Origin of the sequence: Parvibaculum sp. (assembly GCF_030694575.1) — a bacterium.
In the GTDB taxonomy this organism is placed as follows: Bacteria; Pseudomonadota; Alphaproteobacteria; order Parvibaculales; family Parvibaculaceae; genus Parvibaculum.
On record NZ_JAUYUS010000134.1, the window covers coordinates 1 to 19,422 of the forward strand.

Annotated in this window: 23 protein-coding genes; 13 read left to right on the plus strand and 10 right to left on the minus strand. The window is 63.6% G+C overall.

Translation table 11 applies throughout. The annotated features are described in order from the left end of the window. Nucleotides 1-131: 131 nt before the first annotated feature. Complete coding sequence (locus Q8S60_RS18360) at nt 132-2,429, minus strand: lytic transglycosylase domain-containing protein (protein WP_305278148.1); 2,298 nt, start codon at nt 2,427-2,429, stop codon at nt 132-134. Between the two features lie 301 nt (nt 2,430-2,730). On the opposite strand from Q8S60_RS18360, the gene dapA reads away from it, so the two are divergent. Together dapA and smpB are read left to right on the plus strand one after the other, a co-directional pair. Continuing rightward, nucleotides 2,731-3,606: a 4-hydroxy-tetrahydrodipicolinate synthase gene (gene dapA / locus Q8S60_RS18365; RefSeq protein WP_305278147.1), complete on the plus strand. Its 876-nt coding sequence runs from the start codon at nt 2,731-2,733 to the stop codon at nt 3,604-3,606. 26 nt (nt 3,607-3,632) lie between these two features. Beyond that, a complete protein-coding gene (smpB, locus tag Q8S60_RS18370) occupies nt 3,633-4,130 on the plus strand; it encodes an SsrA-binding protein SmpB (RefSeq protein WP_305278145.1) in 498 nt (165 codons plus the stop codon). Here smpB and Q8S60_RS18375 read toward each other — a convergent pair. Together Q8S60_RS18375 and Q8S60_RS18380 are read right to left on the minus strand one after the other, a co-directional pair. After that, the gene (locus Q8S60_RS18375) at nt 4,127-4,798 is read right to left on the minus strand and encodes a uracil-DNA glycosylase (RefSeq protein WP_305278290.1); all 672 of its coding nucleotides are present in this window, start codon (nt 4,796-4,798) and stop codon (nt 4,127-4,129) included. The genes smpB and Q8S60_RS18375 overlap by 4 nt on opposite strands. A gap of 10 nt (nt 4,799-4,808) precedes the next feature. Next, nucleotides 4,809-5,426 carry an NYN domain-containing protein gene (locus Q8S60_RS18380; RefSeq protein WP_305278289.1) on the minus strand — a complete coding sequence of 206 codons (618 nt, stop codon included), beginning with the start codon at nt 5,424-5,426 and terminating at the stop codon, nt 4,809-4,811. A gap of 152 nt (nt 5,427-5,578) precedes the next feature. Here Q8S60_RS18380 and folK point away from each other — a divergent pair, with 152 nt between their 5' ends. From folK to era, 10 genes are all read left to right on the plus strand, one after another. Next, the gene (gene folK / locus Q8S60_RS18385; protein ID WP_305278144.1) at nt 5,579-6,157 is read left to right on the plus strand and encodes a 2-amino-4-hydroxy-6-hydroxymethyldihydropteridine diphosphokinase; all 579 of its coding nucleotides are present in this window, start codon (nt 5,579-5,581) and stop codon (nt 6,155-6,157) included. 82 nt (nt 6,158-6,239) lie between these two features. Beyond that, nucleotides 6,240-6,665 carry a DNA-directed RNA polymerase subunit omega gene (rpoZ, locus tag Q8S60_RS18390; RefSeq protein ID WP_305278143.1) on the plus strand — a complete coding sequence of 142 codons (426 nt, stop codon included), beginning with the start codon at nt 6,240-6,242 and terminating at the stop codon, nt 6,663-6,665. A 158-nt stretch (nt 6,666-6,823) separates the two neighbouring features. Further along, on the plus strand, nt 6,824-8,983 hold the full coding sequence (locus Q8S60_RS18395; protein WP_305278142.1) for a bifunctional (p)ppGpp synthetase/guanosine-3',5'-bis(diphosphate) 3'-pyrophosphohydrolase: 2,160 nt from the start codon (nt 6,824-6,826) through the stop codon (nt 8,981-8,983). A 37-nt stretch (nt 8,984-9,020) separates the two neighbouring features. Beyond that, entirely contained in the window at nt 9,021-9,605 is a 585-nt protein-coding gene (gene pyrE / locus Q8S60_RS18400) for an orotate phosphoribosyltransferase (protein ID WP_305278141.1), read from the plus strand. 13 nt (nt 9,606-9,618) lie between these two features. Beyond that, nucleotides 9,619-10,218, plus strand: coding sequence for a DUF2062 domain-containing protein (locus tag Q8S60_RS18405; protein ID WP_305278140.1), 600 nt, complete (start codon nt 9,619-9,621; stop codon nt 10,216-10,218). Then, entirely contained in the window at nt 10,211-11,005 is a 795-nt protein-coding gene (locus Q8S60_RS18410) for a pyridoxine 5'-phosphate synthase (RefSeq protein WP_305278139.1), read from the plus strand. Before Q8S60_RS18405 ends, Q8S60_RS18410 begins: the two co-directional genes overlap by 8 nt. Then, nucleotides 11,002-11,403, plus strand: a complete 402-nt coding sequence (gene acpS, locus Q8S60_RS18415; protein ID WP_305278138.1) for a holo-ACP synthase — start codon at nt 11,002-11,004, stop codon at nt 11,401-11,403. Before Q8S60_RS18410 ends, acpS begins: the two co-directional genes overlap by 4 nt. Nucleotides 11,404-11,467: 64 nt before the next feature. Next, a complete protein-coding gene (gene lepB / locus Q8S60_RS18420; protein ID WP_371134399.1) occupies nt 11,468-12,247 on the plus strand; it encodes a signal peptidase I in 780 nt (259 codons plus the stop codon). Then, nucleotides 12,235-12,915 (plus strand): ribonuclease III, encoded by a 681-nt coding sequence (rnc, locus tag Q8S60_RS18425; protein WP_305278137.1) that lies wholly within the window; start codon nt 12,235-12,237, stop codon nt 12,913-12,915. The genes lepB and rnc overlap by 13 nt, the downstream gene beginning before the upstream one ends. Before the next feature lie 40 nt (nt 12,916-12,955). Continuing rightward, nucleotides 12,956-13,912, plus strand: coding sequence for a GTPase Era (gene era / locus Q8S60_RS18430; protein WP_305278136.1), 957 nt, complete (start codon nt 12,956-12,958; stop codon nt 13,910-13,912). Nucleotides 13,913-13,953: 41 nt separating this feature from the next. On the opposite strand, the gene plsY is transcribed toward era, so the two are convergent. The 7 genes from plsY to Q8S60_RS18465 form a co-directional block, all read right to left on the minus strand. Next, a complete protein-coding gene (gene plsY / locus Q8S60_RS18435) occupies nt 13,954-14,625 on the minus strand; it encodes a glycerol-3-phosphate 1-O-acyltransferase PlsY (RefSeq protein WP_305278134.1) in 672 nt (223 codons plus the stop codon). An 86-nt stretch (nt 14,626-14,711) separates the two neighbouring features. Further along, entirely contained in the window at nt 14,712-15,944 is a 1,233-nt protein-coding gene (locus Q8S60_RS18440; protein WP_305278133.1) for an MFS transporter, read from the minus strand. Then, nucleotides 15,937-16,245, minus strand: a complete 309-nt coding sequence (locus Q8S60_RS18445) for a hypothetical protein (RefSeq protein WP_305278132.1) — start codon at nt 16,243-16,245, stop codon at nt 15,937-15,939. The genes Q8S60_RS18440 and Q8S60_RS18445 overlap by 8 nt, the downstream gene beginning before the upstream one ends. Before the next feature lie 138 nt (nt 16,246-16,383). Then, nucleotides 16,384-17,040: a class I SAM-dependent methyltransferase gene (locus Q8S60_RS18450; RefSeq protein ID WP_305278131.1), complete on the minus strand. Its 657-nt coding sequence runs from the start codon at nt 17,038-17,040 to the stop codon at nt 16,384-16,386. 27 nt (nt 17,041-17,067) lie between these two features. After that, nucleotides 17,068-17,790 (minus strand): arsenical resistance protein ArsH, encoded by a 723-nt coding sequence (gene arsH / locus Q8S60_RS18455; RefSeq protein WP_305278130.1) that lies wholly within the window; start codon nt 17,788-17,790, stop codon nt 17,068-17,070. Next, on the minus strand, nt 17,783-18,217 hold the full coding sequence (arsC, locus tag Q8S60_RS18460; protein ID WP_305278128.1) for an arsenate reductase (glutaredoxin): 435 nt from the start codon (nt 18,215-18,217) through the stop codon (nt 17,783-17,785). Before arsC ends, arsH begins: the two co-directional genes overlap by 8 nt. Before the next feature lie 12 nt (nt 18,218-18,229). After that, nucleotides 18,230-18,526 (minus strand): metalloregulator ArsR/SmtB family transcription factor, encoded by a 297-nt coding sequence (locus tag Q8S60_RS18465; RefSeq protein WP_305278126.1) that lies wholly within the window; start codon nt 18,524-18,526, stop codon nt 18,230-18,232. A 162-nt stretch (nt 18,527-18,688) separates the two neighbouring features. On the opposite strand from Q8S60_RS18465, the gene recO reads away from it, so the two are divergent. After that, nucleotides 18,689-19,417, plus strand: a complete 729-nt coding sequence (gene recO / locus Q8S60_RS18470; protein ID WP_305278125.1) for a DNA repair protein RecO — start codon at nt 18,689-18,691, stop codon at nt 19,415-19,417. Nucleotides 19,418-19,422: the final 5 nt, after the last annotated feature.

Below are 19,422 nucleotides of genomic sequence, written 5' to 3' on the forward strand. Positions count from 1 at the left end.
TCGCGGGCGAAAAGCCTGAGGCCATCCTGGCTGGTGTAAAAAAGCTCACGGTAGGGAAGCGCCATGACGATCTCCGGGCAGCATGTGACGGGGGATCATGGCCGGGCAATGCGGCGGCAGCAAGACAGCGGTCAGCGGACGACCGTCGTCGGGCCGTGCCCGTCCCCCGCTTCGATGACAGGCGCCATTGCGGGCGAGCCCGGCGGAGCCATCGGCGCAGGGGCGTTCGATGCTGGCGTCACCAAGGGCGCGGTGATCGTGCCGACGGGTGGCGGAGCGAGGGGTACGTTCGTCAGGCGCGGAGCGGGTGCCGGTGCCGTGATCGGCGCGCCTGTATGGCGGCGCAAATCCTCGTCGATACGGACCGGCTCGACCGTGCCGCTCAAGCGGCCGCGATAAACTTCCATGTTTTCCATCACGCGCTGCACATAGTTGCGCGTTTCGGAGAATGGAATGCTCTCGATCCAGTCGATCGGATCCACGGCGGTAGAACGTGGGTCACCGTACTGGGTAACCCATTGCCGGACGCGGGATGAACCGGCGTTATAGGCGGCGATGCTCATGATGTAGGAGCCGCCGAACTCGTTCTCGACGAGATCGCCGAGATGGGCCGCGCCGAGCGTCGCGTTGTAGACGGGGTCGGTCAGCTTGCCGGGGGCATAGGGCAGACCGACCTGCTTTGCCACCATGCGGGCGGTGGTCGGCATGAGCTGCATCAGACCGCGGGCGCCCGCCGGGCTCAATGCCTGCGGGTCGAACTCGCTTTCCTGCCGCGAAAGGCCATAGACGAGCGCCTTCTCGACGGGCGGTCCGCGATGCGTCCATTGCGGCATACTCGACGTCGGATAGGCGTATCCGGGAAGTACAATGTTCCGGAGCGATGTTGCCTTGGCGATGCGCAGCGACAGCTTCTGGTCGCCGAAGCTCAATGCCATATCGGAAAGGGCCGCGAGTTCTTCCGGATCGTCGATGATATCCGCGAGGTGCAGCATGAATATCCAGCGCTGCTGCTGGCGGTCGAGGTCTTGCAGGATGTTTGCGACATGCACCAGCTCGCGCTTTGCAAACCGTGCGCGGGCATCGGCGCTGCGCGGCGGATCTTTCGGCAGATGCAGTTTGCCGTCGCCGCCCGCCCCACCCAGGGCCGCGATCGCGAGCTGACCGTAGAACGTGGTCGAATAGGCCGCCGCCGCGCGGTAATAGGCCGTGGCGTCGTCTTTCTTTCCGGCTGCGGAGGCGGCGCGACCGGACCAGTATTGCGCGCGCGATTTGCTGATCGGTGTCGACACACCGGCGTCGAGTTTTCTGAAATGGACGAGCGCCTCATCGGCTTTGTTCAGGTATTGAAGCGCGATCCAGCCGGCCATGAATTCGGCCTCTGCGAAATCGACACCTTCCGAGAGGCCGCTGCCGGCGGCGATCTGGTAGGCCTCCGAATAGAGGCCTCCGGAAAGGGCTTTGCGGGCGAGTATCTTGCGTTCCACCCACCAGCTGTCCGGCCGGACCATCTTGTGCGGTTCGGTGGGTGCGGTGAGAAGCAGCGGCAGGGCGGTGTGCTCATTGCCGCGGCGGCGTTCGTAGCGAACCTGATCGTAGAGAAGGCCGGGGTCGGCGCGGAGTGCTGCCGGAACCTGCGAGAGAGCAGCTTGAGCCTTGCTCGACCCTGAAATGAGCTGGATGCGTGCGTCGGCGAGTGCGCGAACCTCGGCGCCCATCAGGGCGGCCGTTACCTGTGCGTCGCCGGTACGCTGTTCCCACAGCAGACGCGCGAGGCGGGATTGCTGGGCTTCCCCGTTCAGATAGCTTCCGAGGGTCTTCAGAATTTCCTGTTGGCGGCGAGAAGAAAAATCATTCTCGATCCAGGCCTTGCGAATCCATTCCGCACCCTCCTTTTCGCGGCCGACATCGATCAGGGTCTTGCCATAGCGGATGCGCGCTTCGCCGGCCCGAGGCGGATTTGCACTGAACCACGCGACCACGTCGTCGTTCGACATGGGATAGGAAAGAAGCGCGTTTTCAGCCCGAAGCGCCAGCACATGCCGGCGCGGCCAGTCCGGGTTATGGTCGCGGAAGGCGACGAGTTCTGCGAATGTCGCATTGCTGCTGTCCGAGAGCAGGCGCGTCCACGTCAGGAGCTTCACCGCGGCGGGATCGGAAATCCGCGAGACATACTGGGTTGCCGCGCCCCAGTTTCCCCGGTCCATTTCGGAAAACGCCAGGCGCAAAGCGGCGAGATCGCTCGCGCCGAGCCGGGAATAAGTGCTGGCCGGCGACGCGGACGAGGCCACGGGCGGCGAGGAAACGGCGGAAAGGCCAACAGAAGGGACGCCGCCGTTGGGACGAGGCAGGGGCAACGTGGAGGCGTTGGCAACCGTGCAGGCGAGCATGCTTGCCGCCGCAGTGGCAGCTACAAGAAGCCGATAACTCAAGCCGGACAAACCGCCCACGCGCCAAACCCGAAAATCAGAGGTTCCGGACCACCTGAAGCTTTCCCCGTCATGGGGTGCCTCCGGTCCGTTATTCCCGCGCCGGACCATCGGACGCGGCAGCTCTTTTACGTCAGATTATCCACCATCAAGACTACCTATGTGCTAACAGGCGCCGCAATAGGCCGCAAGCGAGGAAACGGGCAGTTTTCTTGCTGGGGCGGTCACTTATGGTTATCTTGCGCGCCTTCGGAACCAGCCGATGGAACTTCGCCCGCGGAAACCGGGCAACGGAGCTAAAGCCATGTTCAAGGGATCGTATGTCGCGCTCATAACGCCGTTCAGGAACGGCGCGGTGGATGAGGCTGCGTTCGTGAAACTGGTGGAGTGGCAGATCGAGCAGGGCACGCATGGGCTGGTCCCGTGCGGGACGACTGGCGAGTCGCCAACCCTCAGCCATGACGAGCACAAGCGGGTGGTCGAGCTGTGCGTGAAGACCGCGAAGGGGCGGGTGCCGGTCATTGCCGGGGCCGGCTCCAACAATACGGTGGAAGCGATCGAACTGACCCGGTTTGCCAAGAAGGTCGGCGCCGATGCGGTCTTGAGCGTGACGGGCTATTACAACAAGCCGTCGCAGGAGGGCATTTATGCCCACTTCAAGGCGGTGAACGACGCGGTCGATATTCCCATCATCCTTTACAATATCCCTGGGCGTACCATCGTCGATATTTCCCTTGAAACCATGACGCGGCTTTTCGAGTTGAAGAACGTGGTCGGGGTGAAGGATGCGACGGCCAATCTCGCGCGGGTCAGCCTGCAGCGGCAGGAAATGGGCCCGGAGTTCTGCCAGTTGTCGGGTGAAGACGCGACGGCGCTCGGCTTCAACGCGCATGGCGGCGTGGGCTGCATTTCGGTGACGGCCAATGTCGCACCGGCGCTTTGTTCGGCATTTCAGGAGGCGACCCTCGACGGCGATTACCGGAAGGCGCTGGAACTCCAGGACCGGCTGATTCCGCTTCACAACGCGCTGTTCGTCGACCCGAATCCGGCGCCCGTAAAGTATGCGGCGAACCTGCTTGGGCTCTGTGCCAACGAATTGAGGCTGCCGCTTGTCCCGGCAAGTGCCGCGGCCGAGCAGAAGGTTATGGCCGCGATGCGCAGCGCCGGGCTCATCAACTGATGTGCCGGAAGGGAAATTGAGGAGCTATGTCCTCCAAGAGTGGCGGCGCCAAGAAGAAGGCCGGAGACGGCCGGAAAATCATTGCGGATAACCGCAAGGCGCGCTTCAACTACAGCATCAGCGAGACGTTCGAAGCCGGGATCGAGCTCAAGGGGAGCGAGGTCAAGTCGCTGAGAACAGGACAGGGGAGTCTCAACGAGGCTTATGCCCAGGTGACGCGTGCGGGCGAAGTGATGCTCGTCAACGCCTATATCCCGATCTATCTGCAGGCGAACCAGTTCAACCACGAGACCCGGCGGCCGCGAAAACTGCTGCTGCACAAGCGGGAAATCGAGAAGCTTGCCGCGGCGGTGCAGCGGCAGGGCATGACCGTGGTGCCGCTGCGCATGTACTTCACCGACAAGGGGCGGGTGAAGGTCGAGATCGGGCTTGCGCAGGGCAAGAAGCTTGCGGACAAGCGCGAAACGCTGAAAGAGCGGAGCTGGGAGCGCGACAAGGCACGGCTGATGCGGGAGAAGGGCTAGCGGCCCTTGCCGTCAAGATAGGCCCGGACATCGCCGAAGACGCTGCGAAACATATCCGGTGTGAGACGCCTCGTATTCGTATTGTAGCGCGAGCAGTGATAGCTGTCGAAAAGCCTTAAACCCTGCTCGAGATCGTGTTGGGCGCCATGGCCGAACGGCGCGGACGAGCGTTTCAATTCCCGCGCCGAGAGCACCGCGTCGTGGGCGATGCGTCCGAGGGCCAGAACGGCCTGGAGGTCCGGCAGGGCCTCGATGCGGGCAGACAGAAACCGAAGGCAGGTTTTGGCCTCGGCGGGCGTCGGCTTGTTCTGCGGCGGCACGCACCGTACGGCATTGGTAATCATCGCGCCGACCAGCTCGAGCCCGTCATCGGGGCGAGCGCCGTAGGTGCCGCGCGCGAAGCCGAATTCGAGCAGCGTGGCGTAGAGGAGATCGCCCGCATAGTCGCCCGTGAAAGGCCGGCCGGTACGGTTCGCCCCCTGGACGCCCGGCGCCAGGCCGACAATCAGCAGGCGAGCATCGCCGGTGCCGAAGGACGGGACAGGCGCGTTGAACCAGTCCGGGTGCGCACTGTCATTGTCTTGCCGATAGGCCACGAGACGCGGGCAGAGCGGGCAGTCGAGCGGCGCTTCGGGAGCAACGGGCGTCAATTGGGCGGGGGCGGGCATCGGCGCGCCCTCAGGCGCGCGCCGGACGCTCAAGATCGTCCTCGTCCTCGTCGTCATACTCGTAGTCGTCGTCGTTGCGGAGAGGTGCCGCCGGACGGTCCGTATGGCTGCGGCCGACCGTGTCGCGGAGCGACTCGAGTTCGACATACTGGTCCGCCTGGCGGCGTAATTCGTCCGCGATCATGGGCGGCTGGCTGCGCATGGTTGAAACGACGGTGACGCGCTTGCCCTTGCGCTGGACGGCATCGACGAGACGCCGGAAGTCCCCGTCGCCCGAGAAAAGGATGAGATGGTCGAGCTTGTCCGCAATCTCGAGCGCGTCGATCGCGAGTTCGATATCCATGTTGCCCTTGATGCGGCGACGGCCGGTCGCGTCGGTAAATTCCTTGGCGGGCTTGGTGACGACGGCATAGCCATTGTAGTCGAGCCAGTCGATCAAGGGACGAAGGGGAGAATATTCCTGATCCTCAAGGAGGGCGGTGTAGTAAAAGGCGCGGACCAGCACGCCCTTGGTGCGAAAATGGTCCAGAAGGCGTTTGTAATCGATGTCGAAGCCGAGGCCGCGCGCCGCCGAATAAAGGTTGGCGCCATCGATGAAGAGTGCAATCCGCTCATTGGGATAAAAGATCATCGTGAAAACTCCCGGGTACCAATGTGGTGACGATGAAAATTCAAATGCCGACCGCTGCAAGAGGCCGAAATCCGGCAAGAGAATTACGACCGAAGTCCATGATTCCGCAAGCATGCCGCTTCGGGGCCGGGCCTTTTCACCGGTGAATCATGGCTGGCGATAGCACATCCTCCATTCCGGGCATCCTTGTGGCGCTCGGTGGAAATATGCCGAGCGTTCATGGCGGGCCGGCGCGCACGCTGATGGCGGCGCTTGCCCTGATGCCGGCGTTCGGGATCCGGATCGTGCGTTGCGCGCCCTTCTACAAGACCCCCGCATTGTCGTCTTATATACAGCCGGAGTATGTGAATTCTGTGGCGGTAGTCGAAGCCGCTGTACCGCCGGAAGCATTGCTCGATATTTTACACCGGATTGAGGCGATTTTCGGCCGGGTCCGGCGGGAGCGATGGGCACCACGGCCTCTCGACATCGACCTGCTGGATTATCGCGGAATGATAATCCCGGCCGAGGGGAAGCGGGGCGCCGATGCCGGGGCGGGCAAGCTGCCGATTGCCCTTCCGCATCCGGGCATTGCGGCGCGCGGTTTCGTGCTGCTGCCGCTTCGGGATGTGGCGCCGCGCTGGCGCCATCCGGTGACGGGGGAGAGCGTCCAGCGGCTGATCGCATCGCTCGGCCCCGGGGGACTGGCGGGCATAGAGCGGTTAAAATCGTCACAGTTACGCTCGTAAGAGCCTGTTACTGCTTGCTTTCCTGTGTTCCAGACCCTACATACAGGGCCAAATCAGGATCCTGCCATACTGGAGTTTTGCAATGGCCCGAGTGACCGTTGAAGATTGCGTCGACAAGGTGCCGAACCGCTTCGAGCTCGTTCTGCTCGCGGGGCACCGGGCGCGCGCCATGTCGGCGGGCGCCGAACTGACCGTCGACCGCGACAACGACAAGAACCCCGTCGTGGCGTTGCGCGAAATCGCCGAGCGGACGATCATGCCGGAGGACCTTCGCGAAGACCTTATCGGCAGCATGCAGAGCCGGGTCGAGACGGAAGAGCCGGAAGTCGAGCAGATGCAGCTTCTGATGTCCGGCGAGGCCGCCGGCGAAGTGAAAGACACGTTCGGTGCGGCCGAGGGCGGCGGCGAACGGATGAGCGAGGAAGACCTGTTGCGCGCGATCCAGAGCCAGATCGACTCGCCGCAGCAGAAGTCCGCCGACGCCGACGATATGGACGGGGAAGACTGAGAGCGGGCGAGGAGGGCCGGATTTACGTCCTCAGGCCCGACGCAGACGTCAATCGGTTTGAGCGCCGCCCGGCCGAAAGGTAAGGGGCGGCGCTTTTTGTTTGAGGCGGCCAAGAGCGTTAGGAACTTCGCAAGAGAGGCCGCAGGAGACTAACAGGCATGTTGCGCCAGTATGAGCTCGTAGATCGCGTGCTCGGCTACGATCCGAAGGCGGACGAAGCCCTGATCAACCGTGCCTATGTCTACGCCATGAAGCAGCATGGCAACCAGAAGCGGGCGAGCGGCGACCCTTATTTTTCCCATCCGATCGAAGTGGCCGGCATCCTGACCGACCTCAAGCTCGACACCGCGACCATCGTGACGGCGCTGCTGCACGACACGATCGAGGATACCGGCTCGACGATGGAGGAGCTGACGAAGCTTTTCGGGCCGCAGGTGGCGGGGCTCGTCGACGGCGTGACCAAGCTGACGCGGCTCGAACTGACCTCCGAACGCTCCAAGCAGGCGGAGAATTTCCGCAAGTTCCTGCTCGCAATGTCGAACGACATCCGCGTGCTGCTGGTGAAGCTGGCCGACCGGCTGCACAACATGCGCACGCTCCACTTCATTTCCTCCGCCGACAAGCGGCAGCGCATCGCGCTGGAGACGATGGAAATCTACGCGCCGCTCGCGGGCCGCATGGGCATCCAGGAAGTGCGTGAGGAACTGGAAGACCTTGCCTTCAAGGAATTGAACCCGGAGGCCCGCGAGGCGCTGCTGAAGCGCCTGAACGAGTTTCGCGAGGCAAGCGGCAATACGGTCAAGCTGATCGCCGACGAGATCAAGGCCAAGCTCAACGAGGAAGGGCTTTCCTGCGAGGTGATCGGGCGCGAAAAACGGCCTTATTCGATGTGGCGCAAAATGGAGCGGCGGGCCATTTCGCTTGAACAACTTTCGGATATTTTCGGGTTTCGCGTGGTGGTCGACGAACTGCCGGATTGCTACCGCGCGGTCGGCATTCTCCATACCAACTGGCCGATGGTGCCGGGGCGTTTCAAGGACTACATCTCGACGCCCAAGGCGAACGGCTATCGCTCGATCCACACGACGATGATCGGGCCGCAGAAGAAACGCGCCGAAGTGCAGATACGCACACGCAAAATGCACGAGGTCGCCGAGTACGGCATCGCCGCGCACTGGCTCTACAAGGAAGGCCAGGTCAACGGCGAGGACGACGAGACTTCGGGTGATTTCGCGGGCACTTTCAGGTGGCTCCGGCAGCTTATCGAGATGCTGGAACACGGCGGTACGCCAGAGGAATTCCTGGAGCACACGAAGCTCCAGATGTTCTCGGACCAGGTCTTCTGCTTCACGCCGAACGGGCTTCTGATCACGCTGCCGCGCGGTGCGACACCGATCGATTTTGCCTATGCGGTTCATACCGAGATCGGCGACACCTGCGTCGGCTGCAAGATCAACGGCCGGCACATGCCGTTGCGTACCAGGCTCGAAAACGGCGACGAGGTCGAGATTATACGCTCGCAGGCGCAGCGTCCCTCTCCCGCGTGGGAGGCGTTCGTCGCGACAGGCAAGGCGCGTTCGGCGATCCGCCGCTCGATCCGTGCGACCAAACAGGCGGAATTCAGCCGTCTCGGCCGGCAAATCCTGAAGAATGCGTTCGAGCAAGCGGGCAAGGAGGCGACGGATACGCTTCTCGAGCGCGCGCTTGGACCGCTGCGGAGGAGCGACCTCAACGAACTTCTCGCCTCGGTCGGCGACGGAACATTGAGCGCGCCGCAGGTGTTGCAGGTCGTCTATCCCACGGAGCCTGCGCCCAAGGGCGGCCGCAGGCGCGGCGGGAAGATGAACGGCAAGGACGAGCGCGGCGGACCTGTGCGCGTTACCGGGCTTGCAGCGGGGCTTGCGACCCGATTTGCGCCGGAGATGTTTCCGCTGCCGGGGGAGCGCATCGTCGGCATCATGATGCCCGGCGAAGGCATCACCATTTATCCGATCGATACGCCCGCGCTGGAGGAATTCGACGGCGAGCCCCAGCGCTGGATCGATGCGACGTGGGACATCGATCCGGAAAATCCGCAGACATTTCCGGCGCGGCTGCGCGTAACCGCGAAAAACGAGGTCGGATCGCTTGCCAATATCTCGACGCTGATCGCGGATTACGGCAGCAACATCGCCAATCTTTCGCTGGCCCAGCGCGATACCGATTTCTACGACATCCAGATCGATCTGGAAGTTCGCGACGTCAAACATCTGACGCGGGTCATGTCCGCGCTCAACGGCTTGTCTTGTGTCAACAGTGTTGTCCGTCCGCGCCGCTGACGGTGCGTTCTCCCCCCACTTCCCGAGCGGTGAAAAAATGGATCAAGAAAAGGTTCTCAAGGAATTCGAAAAGGCGGGTGCGCTTCTGAGGGGGCATTTCATCCTCTCGTCCGGTCTGCACAGCCCGGTTTTCCTGCAGAAAGCGCTGGTTTTCATGAGCCCGGCCCGGACCGGACGGCTCTGCAAGGCGCTGGCGGCGAAAATCCTCGAAGAGGTGAAGGGGCCTGTCGATGCCATCGTTTCGCCCGCAGTGGGCGGCATTATCCCCGGCTACGAAACCGCGCGCTATATGAAGGTGCCGGCAATGTATGTCGAGCGGGAGCAGGGCGAATTCGTTCTGCGCCGAGGCTTTCCGCTGAAGAAGGGAATGCGCGTCGTGATGGTGGAGGATATCGTGACCACGGGGCTTTCGTCCCGCGAGTGCATCGAGGCGATCCGCAAGACGGGTGCGAAAGTGGTGGCCGCCGCCTGCCTGATCGACAGGTCGGGCGGCAAGGCGAAGGTCGGCACCAAGCTCATCTCGCTCGCGCAGATTTCCATTCCGGCCTATCCGGCGGACAAGCTGCCGAAGGACCTCGCGGCGCTGCCGGCGGAAAAGCCGGGCAGCCGGCATATCGCGTGAGGGAGCGCCGCATTTGTTCCGCCGCAGAGTCGAACTTCATCCGATCGAGAAACTGAAGGAGGCGTTCTGGCCGCGTTCCGGCTGGAAGCGCACGCTTCAGTACGGGTGGCGGCGCGTCTGGCGGCTGTCGGGTACACCCCATGCCGTTGCGCTCGGTTTCGCGGCGGGCGTCTTCTCGTCCTGCACGCCGTTTCTCGGCTTTCACATTCTGCTCGCCATGCTGGTCGCATGGATATTGCGCGGCAATCTGATTGCGTCCGCGATCGGTACCTTTGTCGGAAACCCGCTCACCTTTCCGGCAATCTGGTTCGTGGTCTACGAGGTCGGGCGGTACATGATGGGTTCGCCCGTTGCCGCCGATCCCAACATCGCGGAGACGCTGCAAAGCGATCGGGCCTTCGACATGATTTTGCCGCTGCTGGTGCCGCTTACGGTGGGTGCCATTCCGGTCGGGATCGTGTTCGGATGCGTGTCCTATGTGGTCGTGCGGAGCGGCGTCGAGGCCTATCAGGTGCAGAGACGAAAGCTTCTTGCCGAGCGCGTGCTGATGCGCCGCGACGGCGTGGACATTTCGCCGGGCGGGGATTTGAACGGGGGTGCGCGACATGAGTGAAAGAGCGTCCGGATATCTCCGGCTCGGGGTCAATATCGACCATGTGGCGACGATCCGTAACGCGCGGGGCGGCGATCATCCCGATCCCGTGCGCGCGGCCGAACTGGCGGCGGCCGCCGGCGCCGACGGCATCACGGCGCATCTGCGCGAGGACCGGCGTCATATCCGGGACGCCGATATCGCGCGGCTGATGGGCGAGATCGGGCTGCCGCTCAATCTGGAAATGGCGGCGACGCCGGAAATGCTCAGCATTGCGCTTCGCCATGTACCCCATGCCTGCTGCATCGTGCCGGAGCGGCGCGAGGAAGTGACGACGGAAGGCGGGCTCGATGCGGCCGGGTTGCACAATCACCTGAAGCCGATCGTCGACCGGTTGAGCGAAGCCGGCATTCGCGTTTCGCTATTCATCAACGCGGACCGGCGACAACTGGAAGCCGCGCGCTCGCTCGGCGCGCCTGTGGTCGAGCTTCATACGGGTGCCTATTGCGACGCGGCGCTGGCGCGGGAAAGCGCCAAGCGCGACGCGGAACTGGCCCGGCTCGCGACAGCCGCGCGGGAGGGGGCGGAACTCGGTCTCGAGGTTCACGCAGGCCACGGGCTGACCTTCGACACGGTAGCGCCGGTGGCGGCGATGCCGGAGCTTGCGGAGCTGAATATCGGCCATTTCCTGGTGGGCGAAGCGATCTTCATCGGTCTCGACGCGAGCATCAAACAGATGCGGCATGCCATGGACGAAGCGCGACGCGGCGCGGGCGCCGAAAACGCCGGCGCGAAGGACCGCGCATGATTATCGGCATCGGCAACGACATCATCGATATTCGGCGGGTTCAGAAGACGCTGGACCGCTTCGGCGACCGCTTCGTCGAGCGGATATTCACCGATGTCGAAAGGCAGAAATCCGAAGGACGGCGAATGCGGGCGGCGTCCTACGCCAAGCGGTTCGCGGCCAAGGAAGCCTGCTCCAAGGCGCTCGGAACCGGGATGCGGCGGGGCGTTTTCTGGAAGGACATGGGGGTCGTGAACCTGCGGGGCGGGCAGCCGACCATGGCGCTGACGGGTGGTGCGCTGGAGAGGCTGAAGGAGATGACGCCGGAGGGCATGACGCCCGTCATCCATCTGACGATTACCGACGATCACCCGCAGGCGCAGGCTTTCGTCATCATTTCGGTGGTATCGAAGCCTTGAGTCTTGAGGGGCGACGGGCCGTTTTATTGTGGTATGGTCCGCCGTTTTCGGGAGAAAGCCGCCGATGGCGGGCAGGAGCTGGAAGATGACGATGAGCGAGAACGCGAAGAAGCTGCGCGGCAGCTCCGTGGCCGAGAACGCGCGCACCATCGTTTATGCGCTGCTTATCGCCCTTTTCATTCGAGCCTTCCTGTTCCAGCCCTTTTTCATTCCGTCGAGTTCGATGGAGTCGACGCTGCTGGTGGGCGACTATCTGTTCGTCTCGAAATACAGCTATGGCTATTCCAAGCACTCGCTGCCGTTCAGCCCGCCGCTCTTCAGCGGCCGCCTGATGGGCGCGCAGCCGACGCGCGGCGACATCGCCGTGTTCAAGCAGCCGAGCGACAACCACACCGATTTCATCAAGCGTGTCATAGGGTTACCGGGCGACTCGGTGCAGATGAAAGAGGGCGTTCTCTATCTCAACGACCGGGCCGTGCCGCGCGTGCGCGTCGACGATTTCATCTATCGCGACGCGGCGGGCAATGTGCGGCGCGTGCCGCAATACAGGGAAACGCTGCCGAACGGCGTCTCCTACATCACGCTGGACATGAACAGGAACAGCGTGTGGGACAACACCGGCCTCTATATCGTGCCGCAGGGCCACTACTTCATGATGGGCGACAACCGCGATAATTCGAGCGACAGTCGCGTAGCGGATTCAGTGGGTTACGTGCCGTTCGAGAACCTGATCGGCAAGGCGCAGATCATCTTTTTCTCGGCCGACGGCAGCTCGTCGTTCTGGCAAGTGTGGAACTGGCCGTCCGCGATCCGTTGGGGCCGTATCGCCAAATGGGTCGATTGAACGCCAGGCTCCAGGCCCGTTTAGCCCATGATTTCAAGGATTTGGGGCTCATTACGCGGGCGCTGACGCATCCGAGCGCCGACGGCCCGAACTACCAGCGGTTTGAATTTCTCGGCGACCGCGTGCTCGGCCTCGTCATCGCGGACCGGCTTCTGCACGATTTTCCGCAGGCGGACGAAGGCGAATTGGCCATTCGTTTCAATGCGTTGGTGCGCAAGGAAGCATGCGCGGAGGTGGCGGAGCGGATCGGCCTCGGCGACGCGATCATCATGGGCGCGGGCGAGGAAAAGGCCGGCGGAAGGCGGAAATCCGCCATTCTTGCCGATGCCTGCGAGGCGGTGATCGCGGCGCTCTATATCGATGGCGGGATCGAGGCGGCGGCGCGTTTCATCGAGGCGGAGTGGTCCTATCTCGTTGAAAAATCTAGTATAATTCCACAGGACGCGAAGACGGCATTACAGGAATGGGCGCAGGCCCGCGGGCAAGGCGTGCCGACCTATGCGCTGATCGGCCGGAGCGGGCCGGATCACGCTCCCGAATTCACGGTCGAGGTTTCGACCGGCAAAGCCAAGCCCTTGAGGGCCAAGGGAAATTCGAAACGGCAAGCGGAACAGACGGCGGCGCGCGCAATGCTCGAGGCATTGGGCGTATGGTCCGCCGAAGAGTGAAACCAGGTGATTGTCATCGAACTGTCAAGAAAATGTCACAATGACGAATGAGACCCCGAAAGAGAACCCTCCCGAGAGCGGCGAGGATACCGGCAAGGCGGGGATAACCCGCTGCGGCTTCGTCGCGATCATCGGCGCGCCCAATGCGGGGAAATCCACGCTGCTCAACCAGCTCGTCGGATCGAAGGTCGCGATCGTCACCCACAAGGTGCAGACGACGCGGGCGCGCATCCGCGGCATCGCGATGGAGGGCAACACGCAGATCGTGTTCGTCGACACGCCCGGCATCTTCAAGCCGAAGCGGCGGCTCGACAGGGCGATGGTGGACGCGGCCTGGGGCGGGGCGGGGGACGCCGATCTCATCATCCTGATGGTCGACATGGAGAGCGGACGCGACAGCGACGTGGACCGGATCATCGACGGACTGAAGTCGCAGGGGCGGAAAGCCATCCTTGTGCTGAACAAGGTTGACGCGGCCCCGCGCGAGAAGCTGCTGAAGACGGCGGCGGCGCTGAACGAGACCGGCATCTTCACCGAGACCTTCATGATCTCGGCGCTGAAGGGCGACGGGGTGGCGGATCTGAAGAAATACCTCGCCGGGCTGATGCCGCCCGGTCCGTGGCATTACCCCGAAGACCAGGCGGCGGACGTGCCGCTGCGCTCGCTCGCGGCGGAGGTGACGCGCGAGAAGCTCTTTCTCAGGCTTCACGACGAACTGCCCTATTCGCTGACGGTGGAGACGGAAAGCTGGGAGCAGAAGAAGGACGGCTCGATCCGCATCCAGCAGGTGATCTTCGTCGAACGCGACAGCCAGAAGAAGATCGCGCTCGGCAAGGGCGGGCAGACCATCAAGACGATCGGCCAGCTTGCGCGCGAGGAACTCGAGCAGATGCTCGAATGCCGCGTTCACCTGTTCCTGTTCGTGAAGGTGCGCGAGAACTGGTCGGACGACCGGGAACGCTATCGCGAGATGGGGCTCGACTTTCCGAAGGAGTGAGGGCGCGCGGCCCGATGCATCAATTCACATCCGGTTGCGTGCTAGCGCGTCGGCGCTGCCGTTTGCCCGAGGCGCGGTTCCGTTCCCGCCAACAGCCGCCGAATGTTCGCCCGATGGCGCGCAATCACGTAAGTGGCACCTGCGATCACGAACAACCGATAGGGCAAGGGTTGCTCCATGGCGCAGACGAGGGCGATGGCGGTTAACGCCGCCAGCATCGAGCCAAGGGAAACAAACCGGAATATAGCCAGTGCGACGCCAAAGACCGCCAGCCCACCCAAACCCACGGGCCATGACATCGCCAGCAACACACCCAGCCCCGCCGCTATGGATTTCCCGCCTGTAAAATTCAGCCAGACCGACCGGCTGTGTCCCAGCAATGCGGCAAGTCCAGCCAGGCAAACCGCCCATGGCACGAAGGTTTGCAGATCGAGCGCCGGCGGTGGCGTGACGGACGGCAATTTGTAGAGCCACGGATAAAACCAGAGGGTGAAGACGATCGCCGCCGCGCCTTTCAGCACATCCGCCAGCAGCACCACCAGTGCCGGCCATTTACCCAGGGTTCGCAGCACGTTCGTTGCGCCAGTGGATCCGGAGCCGTGCTCCCGAATATCGATGCCCTTGAGCAGCTTCCCCGCCAGATAGCCTGTGGGCGTGGAACCGAGGAGATAAGCGAACGCCAATGCGAGCGCACTTGCCATCCAGAAGATCACGGGTGTCACCTCGATGCTTTTGCGCCTGAAATCTGCAGGGTTTTGGGTTTTGAAATCGGCATGACTTTCCGAAGGAGTGGGTGCGATCAGCGCAGGCGTATCAGCGCCAGCGTGCCCGCCGCCATGAGGAGTGCAGCGAGGCCGAATGCGAATTGCGGCGAGACCGCCGTCCAGAGAATACCGACGGCGGCGCTGGAGAAGAACTTCGCGGCGCCGTTGACCGTGCCGAGTGCGCCGTAGCCCGTCGCTAGCGTACGCTCTTCGACCATGCCGGCCGTGACCGTCGCTTCAAGCGCTTCCTGCACCGCGACATAGAGGCCGGCGACAAAAAAGATGCCGACCAGAAGAAGGATCTTATCGCCGTCGCCGGAGACGAAGACAAGGGCCATCAGAATTGCGGTCAGGACGCCCAACGCATAACCGACGATCAGCACCGGCCGGGCGCCAAAACGGTCGGCGAGCACGCCAACGGGCCATGACGCGACGACCTGTACGGTGTTGCGCCCGACATAGAGAAGGCCGGCGACCTGGGCCGCCTGCACGACGCCCATCGACGGCGTGAGCAGTTGCGTCGCGGCGAGGATCAGCAGAGCGTGCGAGAAATCGCCCATGCCGAAAATGCCGACAGCGGCGAGATAGCGTTTGAAACGCGCCGGCAGGCCCTTGATCGTCGAAATGAATTTCATCGCCGGATTGGGCGTGTGTTCGGGATCGCGCACCAGCGTCAGGAAAGCGAGAACCGCGAGAGCGCCCGGAATCAGGGTCAGCCAGAAGACCAGCCGGAACGGTTCGTCCGCGCTGTCCCAAGGCAGGGTTTGCGCCCAACCGAGCAGCGCGACGCCGAGAAGCGGACCGGCAATGGCGCCGAGCGTGTCCATTGCGCGGTGAAAACCGAAGGCGCGGCCGCGCGTTTCAGGCGCGATGGCTTGCACGATGATGGCATCGCGCAGGGGGCCGCGGAGGCCCCTGCCGAACCAGGATACGATGCGGCCCAGAAGAATGAGCGGCCAGCCGACGGCAAGGGCGATCATGGCCTGACCGACCGGCGTCAGTGCGTAGCCGACAATGACCAGCGTCTTGCGATGGCCGAACTTGTCGGCGATGTAGCCCGAGAACATCTTGGTGAAGCTGGCGATCGCGTCCGCTGTCCCTTCGATGAGGCCGAGCACGGCCGCCGGAATGCCGAGTACGGCAAGAAAGCCCGGCAGGATGACGGTCGTCGTCTCGTAGCAGAAGTCGCCGAGGGCGCTTGTCAGACCTGCGCCGAGGACCGTCCGGTTGAGCCAGCCACGGGTTCCGGGGTTTTCATCTTCATTCATTTCCATGCTCGCGGAACCATGCGGTTGCGGTGTCGGCGCGGCCGGAAAGGAGCTTTGCGAACTCGGTTACCCGCAGCGCCTTGTCCCGATCCTCGCCGAACCAGCGTTCGGAGACGACGAGAAGAGACCAGACGATTCTTTCACCAGACTTGCAGACGATCCGGTGTATCTCGATGTGAAAAGAAATATCGGGCCCCCAATGGACATGCCTGTCCCGCGTCCATTCGACGTTGCCGACGCGCCAGCGGTCGAGACGCTGGCCGGGGTTGCTTGCGCTATAGGCGGCACGCCATTGCCGCATGAAATTTGCACTCGAAAGCCGGCTCATGCTGTGGCGGACGATCCGTTCCCGTTTTGCGTTTGTGCCTCCTGTCCAGTCCTGGCGAAGGCCACCAAACTCATTTGCCGAAACGCTAGCACGAGTCGGCGCATGGCAGCCTCAAGCGGCGTGCTTGTGCATCAGTGCGATGCCGGGAGCCGGGAACTCGCATGACCAGCCACGCGCATCCGCAACGAAGCGCAGAGTGCTCTCGCTGTAGAAGACGACATGCGTCGGATCCTTGCGATAGTACCAGTCCGCAAACGGAACATCGCCGGTCATGAAGCCCGTCATGATTCCGAGCCAGCCGCCCGGCCGCAGCATCGCCTCCAGACGGTCGAACTCGTCTGCCGGGCGATGAAAATGTTCGGCGGCTTCGGTGCAGACGATGAAATCGTAGGTGCCCGAGAGAGGCGCGCGGCCGGGCTGGAAGAAGGGGTCGTAGAGCGCCATCTCGTGTCCCGCCTCGCGCAGCATCGCGGCCAGCGCCGGACCGGGGCCGCAGCCATAATCGAGACCCCGCGCGGGCGCCGTCAGCTTTTGCAGCAGCGGCACCGCCAGCCGAGCGAGGAAGGTCCGGTAGCGCGGGTCGCCCGGATCGTTCTCATGGCTCAGATACTGGGCGAGTTCATCCTGTCGCGCCGGATGCTGCGCCGGGTCGAGAAAGACCGCATCGCAGCGGCGGCACGACCAGTAGTCCTGCGCGCCGACGCTGACGAAGCGGTGCGGCGCCGGCTCACGGCAGACGAGACAGGATGAGGGGCCGGCCGGTGTCACGCGGATGCCTCAGAGGCCGGCACGGCCTCAGATCGACTTCTGGTTGACGCGGCGGGAAAGCTCCTCGGCGCTTTCCTTGCGCTCGCTGTAGCGCTCCACCAGATAGTCCGAGCGGTCGCGGAGGAGGAGGGTGAATTTCATCAGTTCCTCCATCACGTCGACGATGCGGTCGTAATAGGCGGAGGGCTTCATGCGGCCTTCCTCGTCGAATTCCAGAAAGGCCTTCGGCACGGAAGACTGGTTCGGGATCGTGACCAGGCGCATCCAGCGGCCGAGCACGCGGAGCTGGTTGATCGCGTTGAAGGATTGCGAGCCGCCGCTGACCTGCATGACGGCGAGGGTCTTGCCTTGCGTCGGGCGGATGGCGCCGAGGGAGAGCGGTATCCAGTCGATCATCGCCTTCATGATGCCCGTCATGGCGCCGTGGCGCTCCGGCGAGCACCAGACCATGCCTTCCGACCAGGTGACGAGATCGCGCAGCTCGCGGACTTTCGGATGGCTTTCATCCGCGTCGTCGGGGAGAGGCAGGCCGGAGGGATTGAAGGTGCGGGTTTCGGCGCCGAGGCGGCGGAGGATGCGCGCGGCTTCCTCCGTTGCGAAGCGGCTGAAGGAACGCTCGCGCACGGAGCCGTAGAGCAGCAGGATGCGCGGCTTGTGCGTCGCGCGCGGCGCCACGAAAAGGCGGGCCTCGTCCACGGGGTGCAGCAGCTCTTCGTCGATGTTCGGCAATGTGTCGAGATACTCAGACAACGCGCTTTCCTTCCTGGTCGATAATCACTTCGCCGTCTTCCTTGACGAAGGGGCCGATATGCGGGTTTTCGAGAATGTCGAGCACGGCTTCGGAGGGACGGCAGAGGCGCGTGCCCTTCGGCGCGACGACGACGGGGCGGTTCATCAGGACCGGGTGTTCGAGCATGAAGCCGATCAGGTCTTCATCCGTCCATTTCGGATCGTCGAGGCCGAGTTCGTCGTAGGGCGTGCCCTTGCGGCGCAGAAGCTCGCGCGGGGAAATGCCCATGGCGGCGATGAGGCGGCGCAGCGTTTCGCGATCCGGTGGGGTTTTCAGATATTCGATCACCTCCGGCTCCTCGCCGCTCTCTTCGAGGCTCTTGCGGATCATGGCGAGCGTGTTGCGCGAGGTGCCGCAGGCGGGGTTGTGATAGATGGTGACGGACAAGGCACTCTCCAATCAGGCGGCGCGGCGGCGCGGCTTTTCGAGGGCGGCAAGCGCGGCATCGACAATGCGGATGACGGCGGCGGGGATATCGGGATTGCGGCGATAGCGCACCCATTGGGCATCGCGCCTGTCGACGACGAGGCCGGCGGCTTTCAGGACGGCCATATGGCGCGACATGCGGGACTGGGTGGCGTCGAGAGCGGACATGAGGTCGCAGACGCAATGTTCTCCACCGCGCCAGACGATCTGCATGGCGCGCAGCCTTGTCGGCTCTGCGAGGGCGGCGAGAAGCTGCGGGACGTCGGGCATCGGCCTGTCTTCCTTTGCGCTTATGCGGTAGGGCGCATTTAATGAAGAAGGCAGGCGGTGTCAAGGCGGGGCAGGGACGGTTCGGCGCTTGTCCTCTCCAGGTCCTCTCGGGGCCTCGTCCATGCTACAAAGCGCCTCTCATGGAAGAAAGGTCGCGGGACTGTGGACTGGCGGGACGAAGGGATTGTGCTGTCGGCGAAGCCTTATGGCGAGACGGGCGCCATTCTCGAGCTTTTCACGCGGGAACAGGGACGGCATCTCGGGCTCGTGCATGGCGGCGCGGGGCGGCGGATGCGCAGCGTGCTGCAGCCGGGCAACAAGCTGGCGGCGCATTGGCGGGCGCGGCTGACCGAACATCTCGGCACCTATCAGGTGGAACTGGTGAAGCCGCTGGCGGGACTGCTGATGGACGATCCGCTGGCGCTGCTGGCACTCAGCGCGGCGAGCGCGGTATGCGGCATCGTGCCGGAGCGGGAGGCGCATCCGGCGCTTTACGACGGCTATGAGGTGCTGCTCGACACGATGCGGGACGGCGATGTGTGGCCGGCGGTGTTCGTGCGCTGGGAACTGGGGCTGCTCACGGAACTCGGCTTCGGACTCGACCTCACGCAATGCGCGGCGACGGGGAGCCGCGACGATCTGGTTTACGTGTCGCCGCGGAGCGGGAGCGCGGTGAGCCGGGCGGCGGGCGAGGCCTACAAGGAGCGGCTGTTCCGGCTGCCGGGATTTCTGGTGGGGAGCCAGGCGGGCGAGGCGAGCCTGGCGGATGTGGCGGAAGGATTGCGGATGACCGGGCATTTCCTGGAGCGGCATCTCTTCGCGGCGCATGACCGGCACCTGCCGGATGCGCGGACAAGGCTTCTGGAGAAGATAGCGGCGAGGGCGGAGTGAGGGGC

Excerpts from the sequence above, each read along its gene's own strand:
- Q8S60_RS18410 (WP_305278139.1), top strand. The coding sequence starts at position 10,211 with ATGAGTGAAAGAGCGTCCGGATATCTCCGGCTCGGGGTCAATATCGAC.
- Q8S60_RS18375 (WP_305278290.1), bottom strand. The coding sequence starts at position 4,798 with ATGCCCGCCCCCGCCCAATTGACGCCCGTTGCTCCCGAAGCGCCGCTC.
- dapA (WP_305278147.1), top strand. The coding sequence starts at position 2,731 with ATGTTCAAGGGATCGTATGTCGCGCTCATAACGCCGTTCAGGAACGGC.
- Q8S60_RS18395 (WP_305278142.1), top strand. The coding sequence starts at position 6,824 with ATGTTGCGCCAGTATGAGCTCGTAGATCGCGTGCTCGGCTACGATCCG.
- acpS (WP_305278138.1), top strand. The coding sequence starts at position 11,002 with ATGATTATCGGCATCGGCAACGACATCATCGATATTCGGCGGGTTCAG.
- folK (WP_305278144.1), top strand. The coding sequence starts at position 5,579 with ATGGCTGGCGATAGCACATCCTCCATTCCGGGCATCCTTGTGGCGCTC.
- rpoZ (WP_305278143.1), top strand. The coding sequence starts at position 6,240 with ATGGCCCGAGTGACCGTTGAAGATTGCGTCGACAAGGTGCCGAACCGC.
- Q8S60_RS18440 (WP_305278133.1), bottom strand. The coding sequence starts at position 15,944 with ATGAATGAAGATGAAAACCCCGGAACCCGTGGCTGGCTCAACCGGACG.
- Q8S60_RS18465 (WP_305278126.1), bottom strand. The coding sequence starts at position 18,526 with ATGCCCGACGTCCCGCAGCTTCTCGCCGCCCTCGCAGAGCCGACAAGG.
- lepB (WP_371134399.1), top strand. The coding sequence starts at position 11,468 with ATGGCGGGCAGGAGCTGGAAGATGACGATGAGCGAGAACGCGAAGAAG.
- Q8S60_RS18445 (WP_305278132.1), bottom strand. The coding sequence starts at position 16,245 with ATGCGGCAATGGCGTGCCGCCTATAGCGCAAGCAACCCCGGCCAGCGT.
- era (WP_305278136.1), top strand. The coding sequence starts at position 12,956 with ATGACGAATGAGACCCCGAAAGAGAACCCTCCCGAGAGCGGCGAGGAT.
- smpB (WP_305278145.1), top strand. The coding sequence starts at position 3,633 with ATGTCCTCCAAGAGTGGCGGCGCCAAGAAGAAGGCCGGAGACGGCCGG.
- rnc (WP_305278137.1), top strand. The coding sequence starts at position 12,235 with ATGGGTCGATTGAACGCCAGGCTCCAGGCCCGTTTAGCCCATGATTTC.
- pyrE (WP_305278141.1), top strand. The coding sequence starts at position 9,021 with ATGGATCAAGAAAAGGTTCTCAAGGAATTCGAAAAGGCGGGTGCGCTT.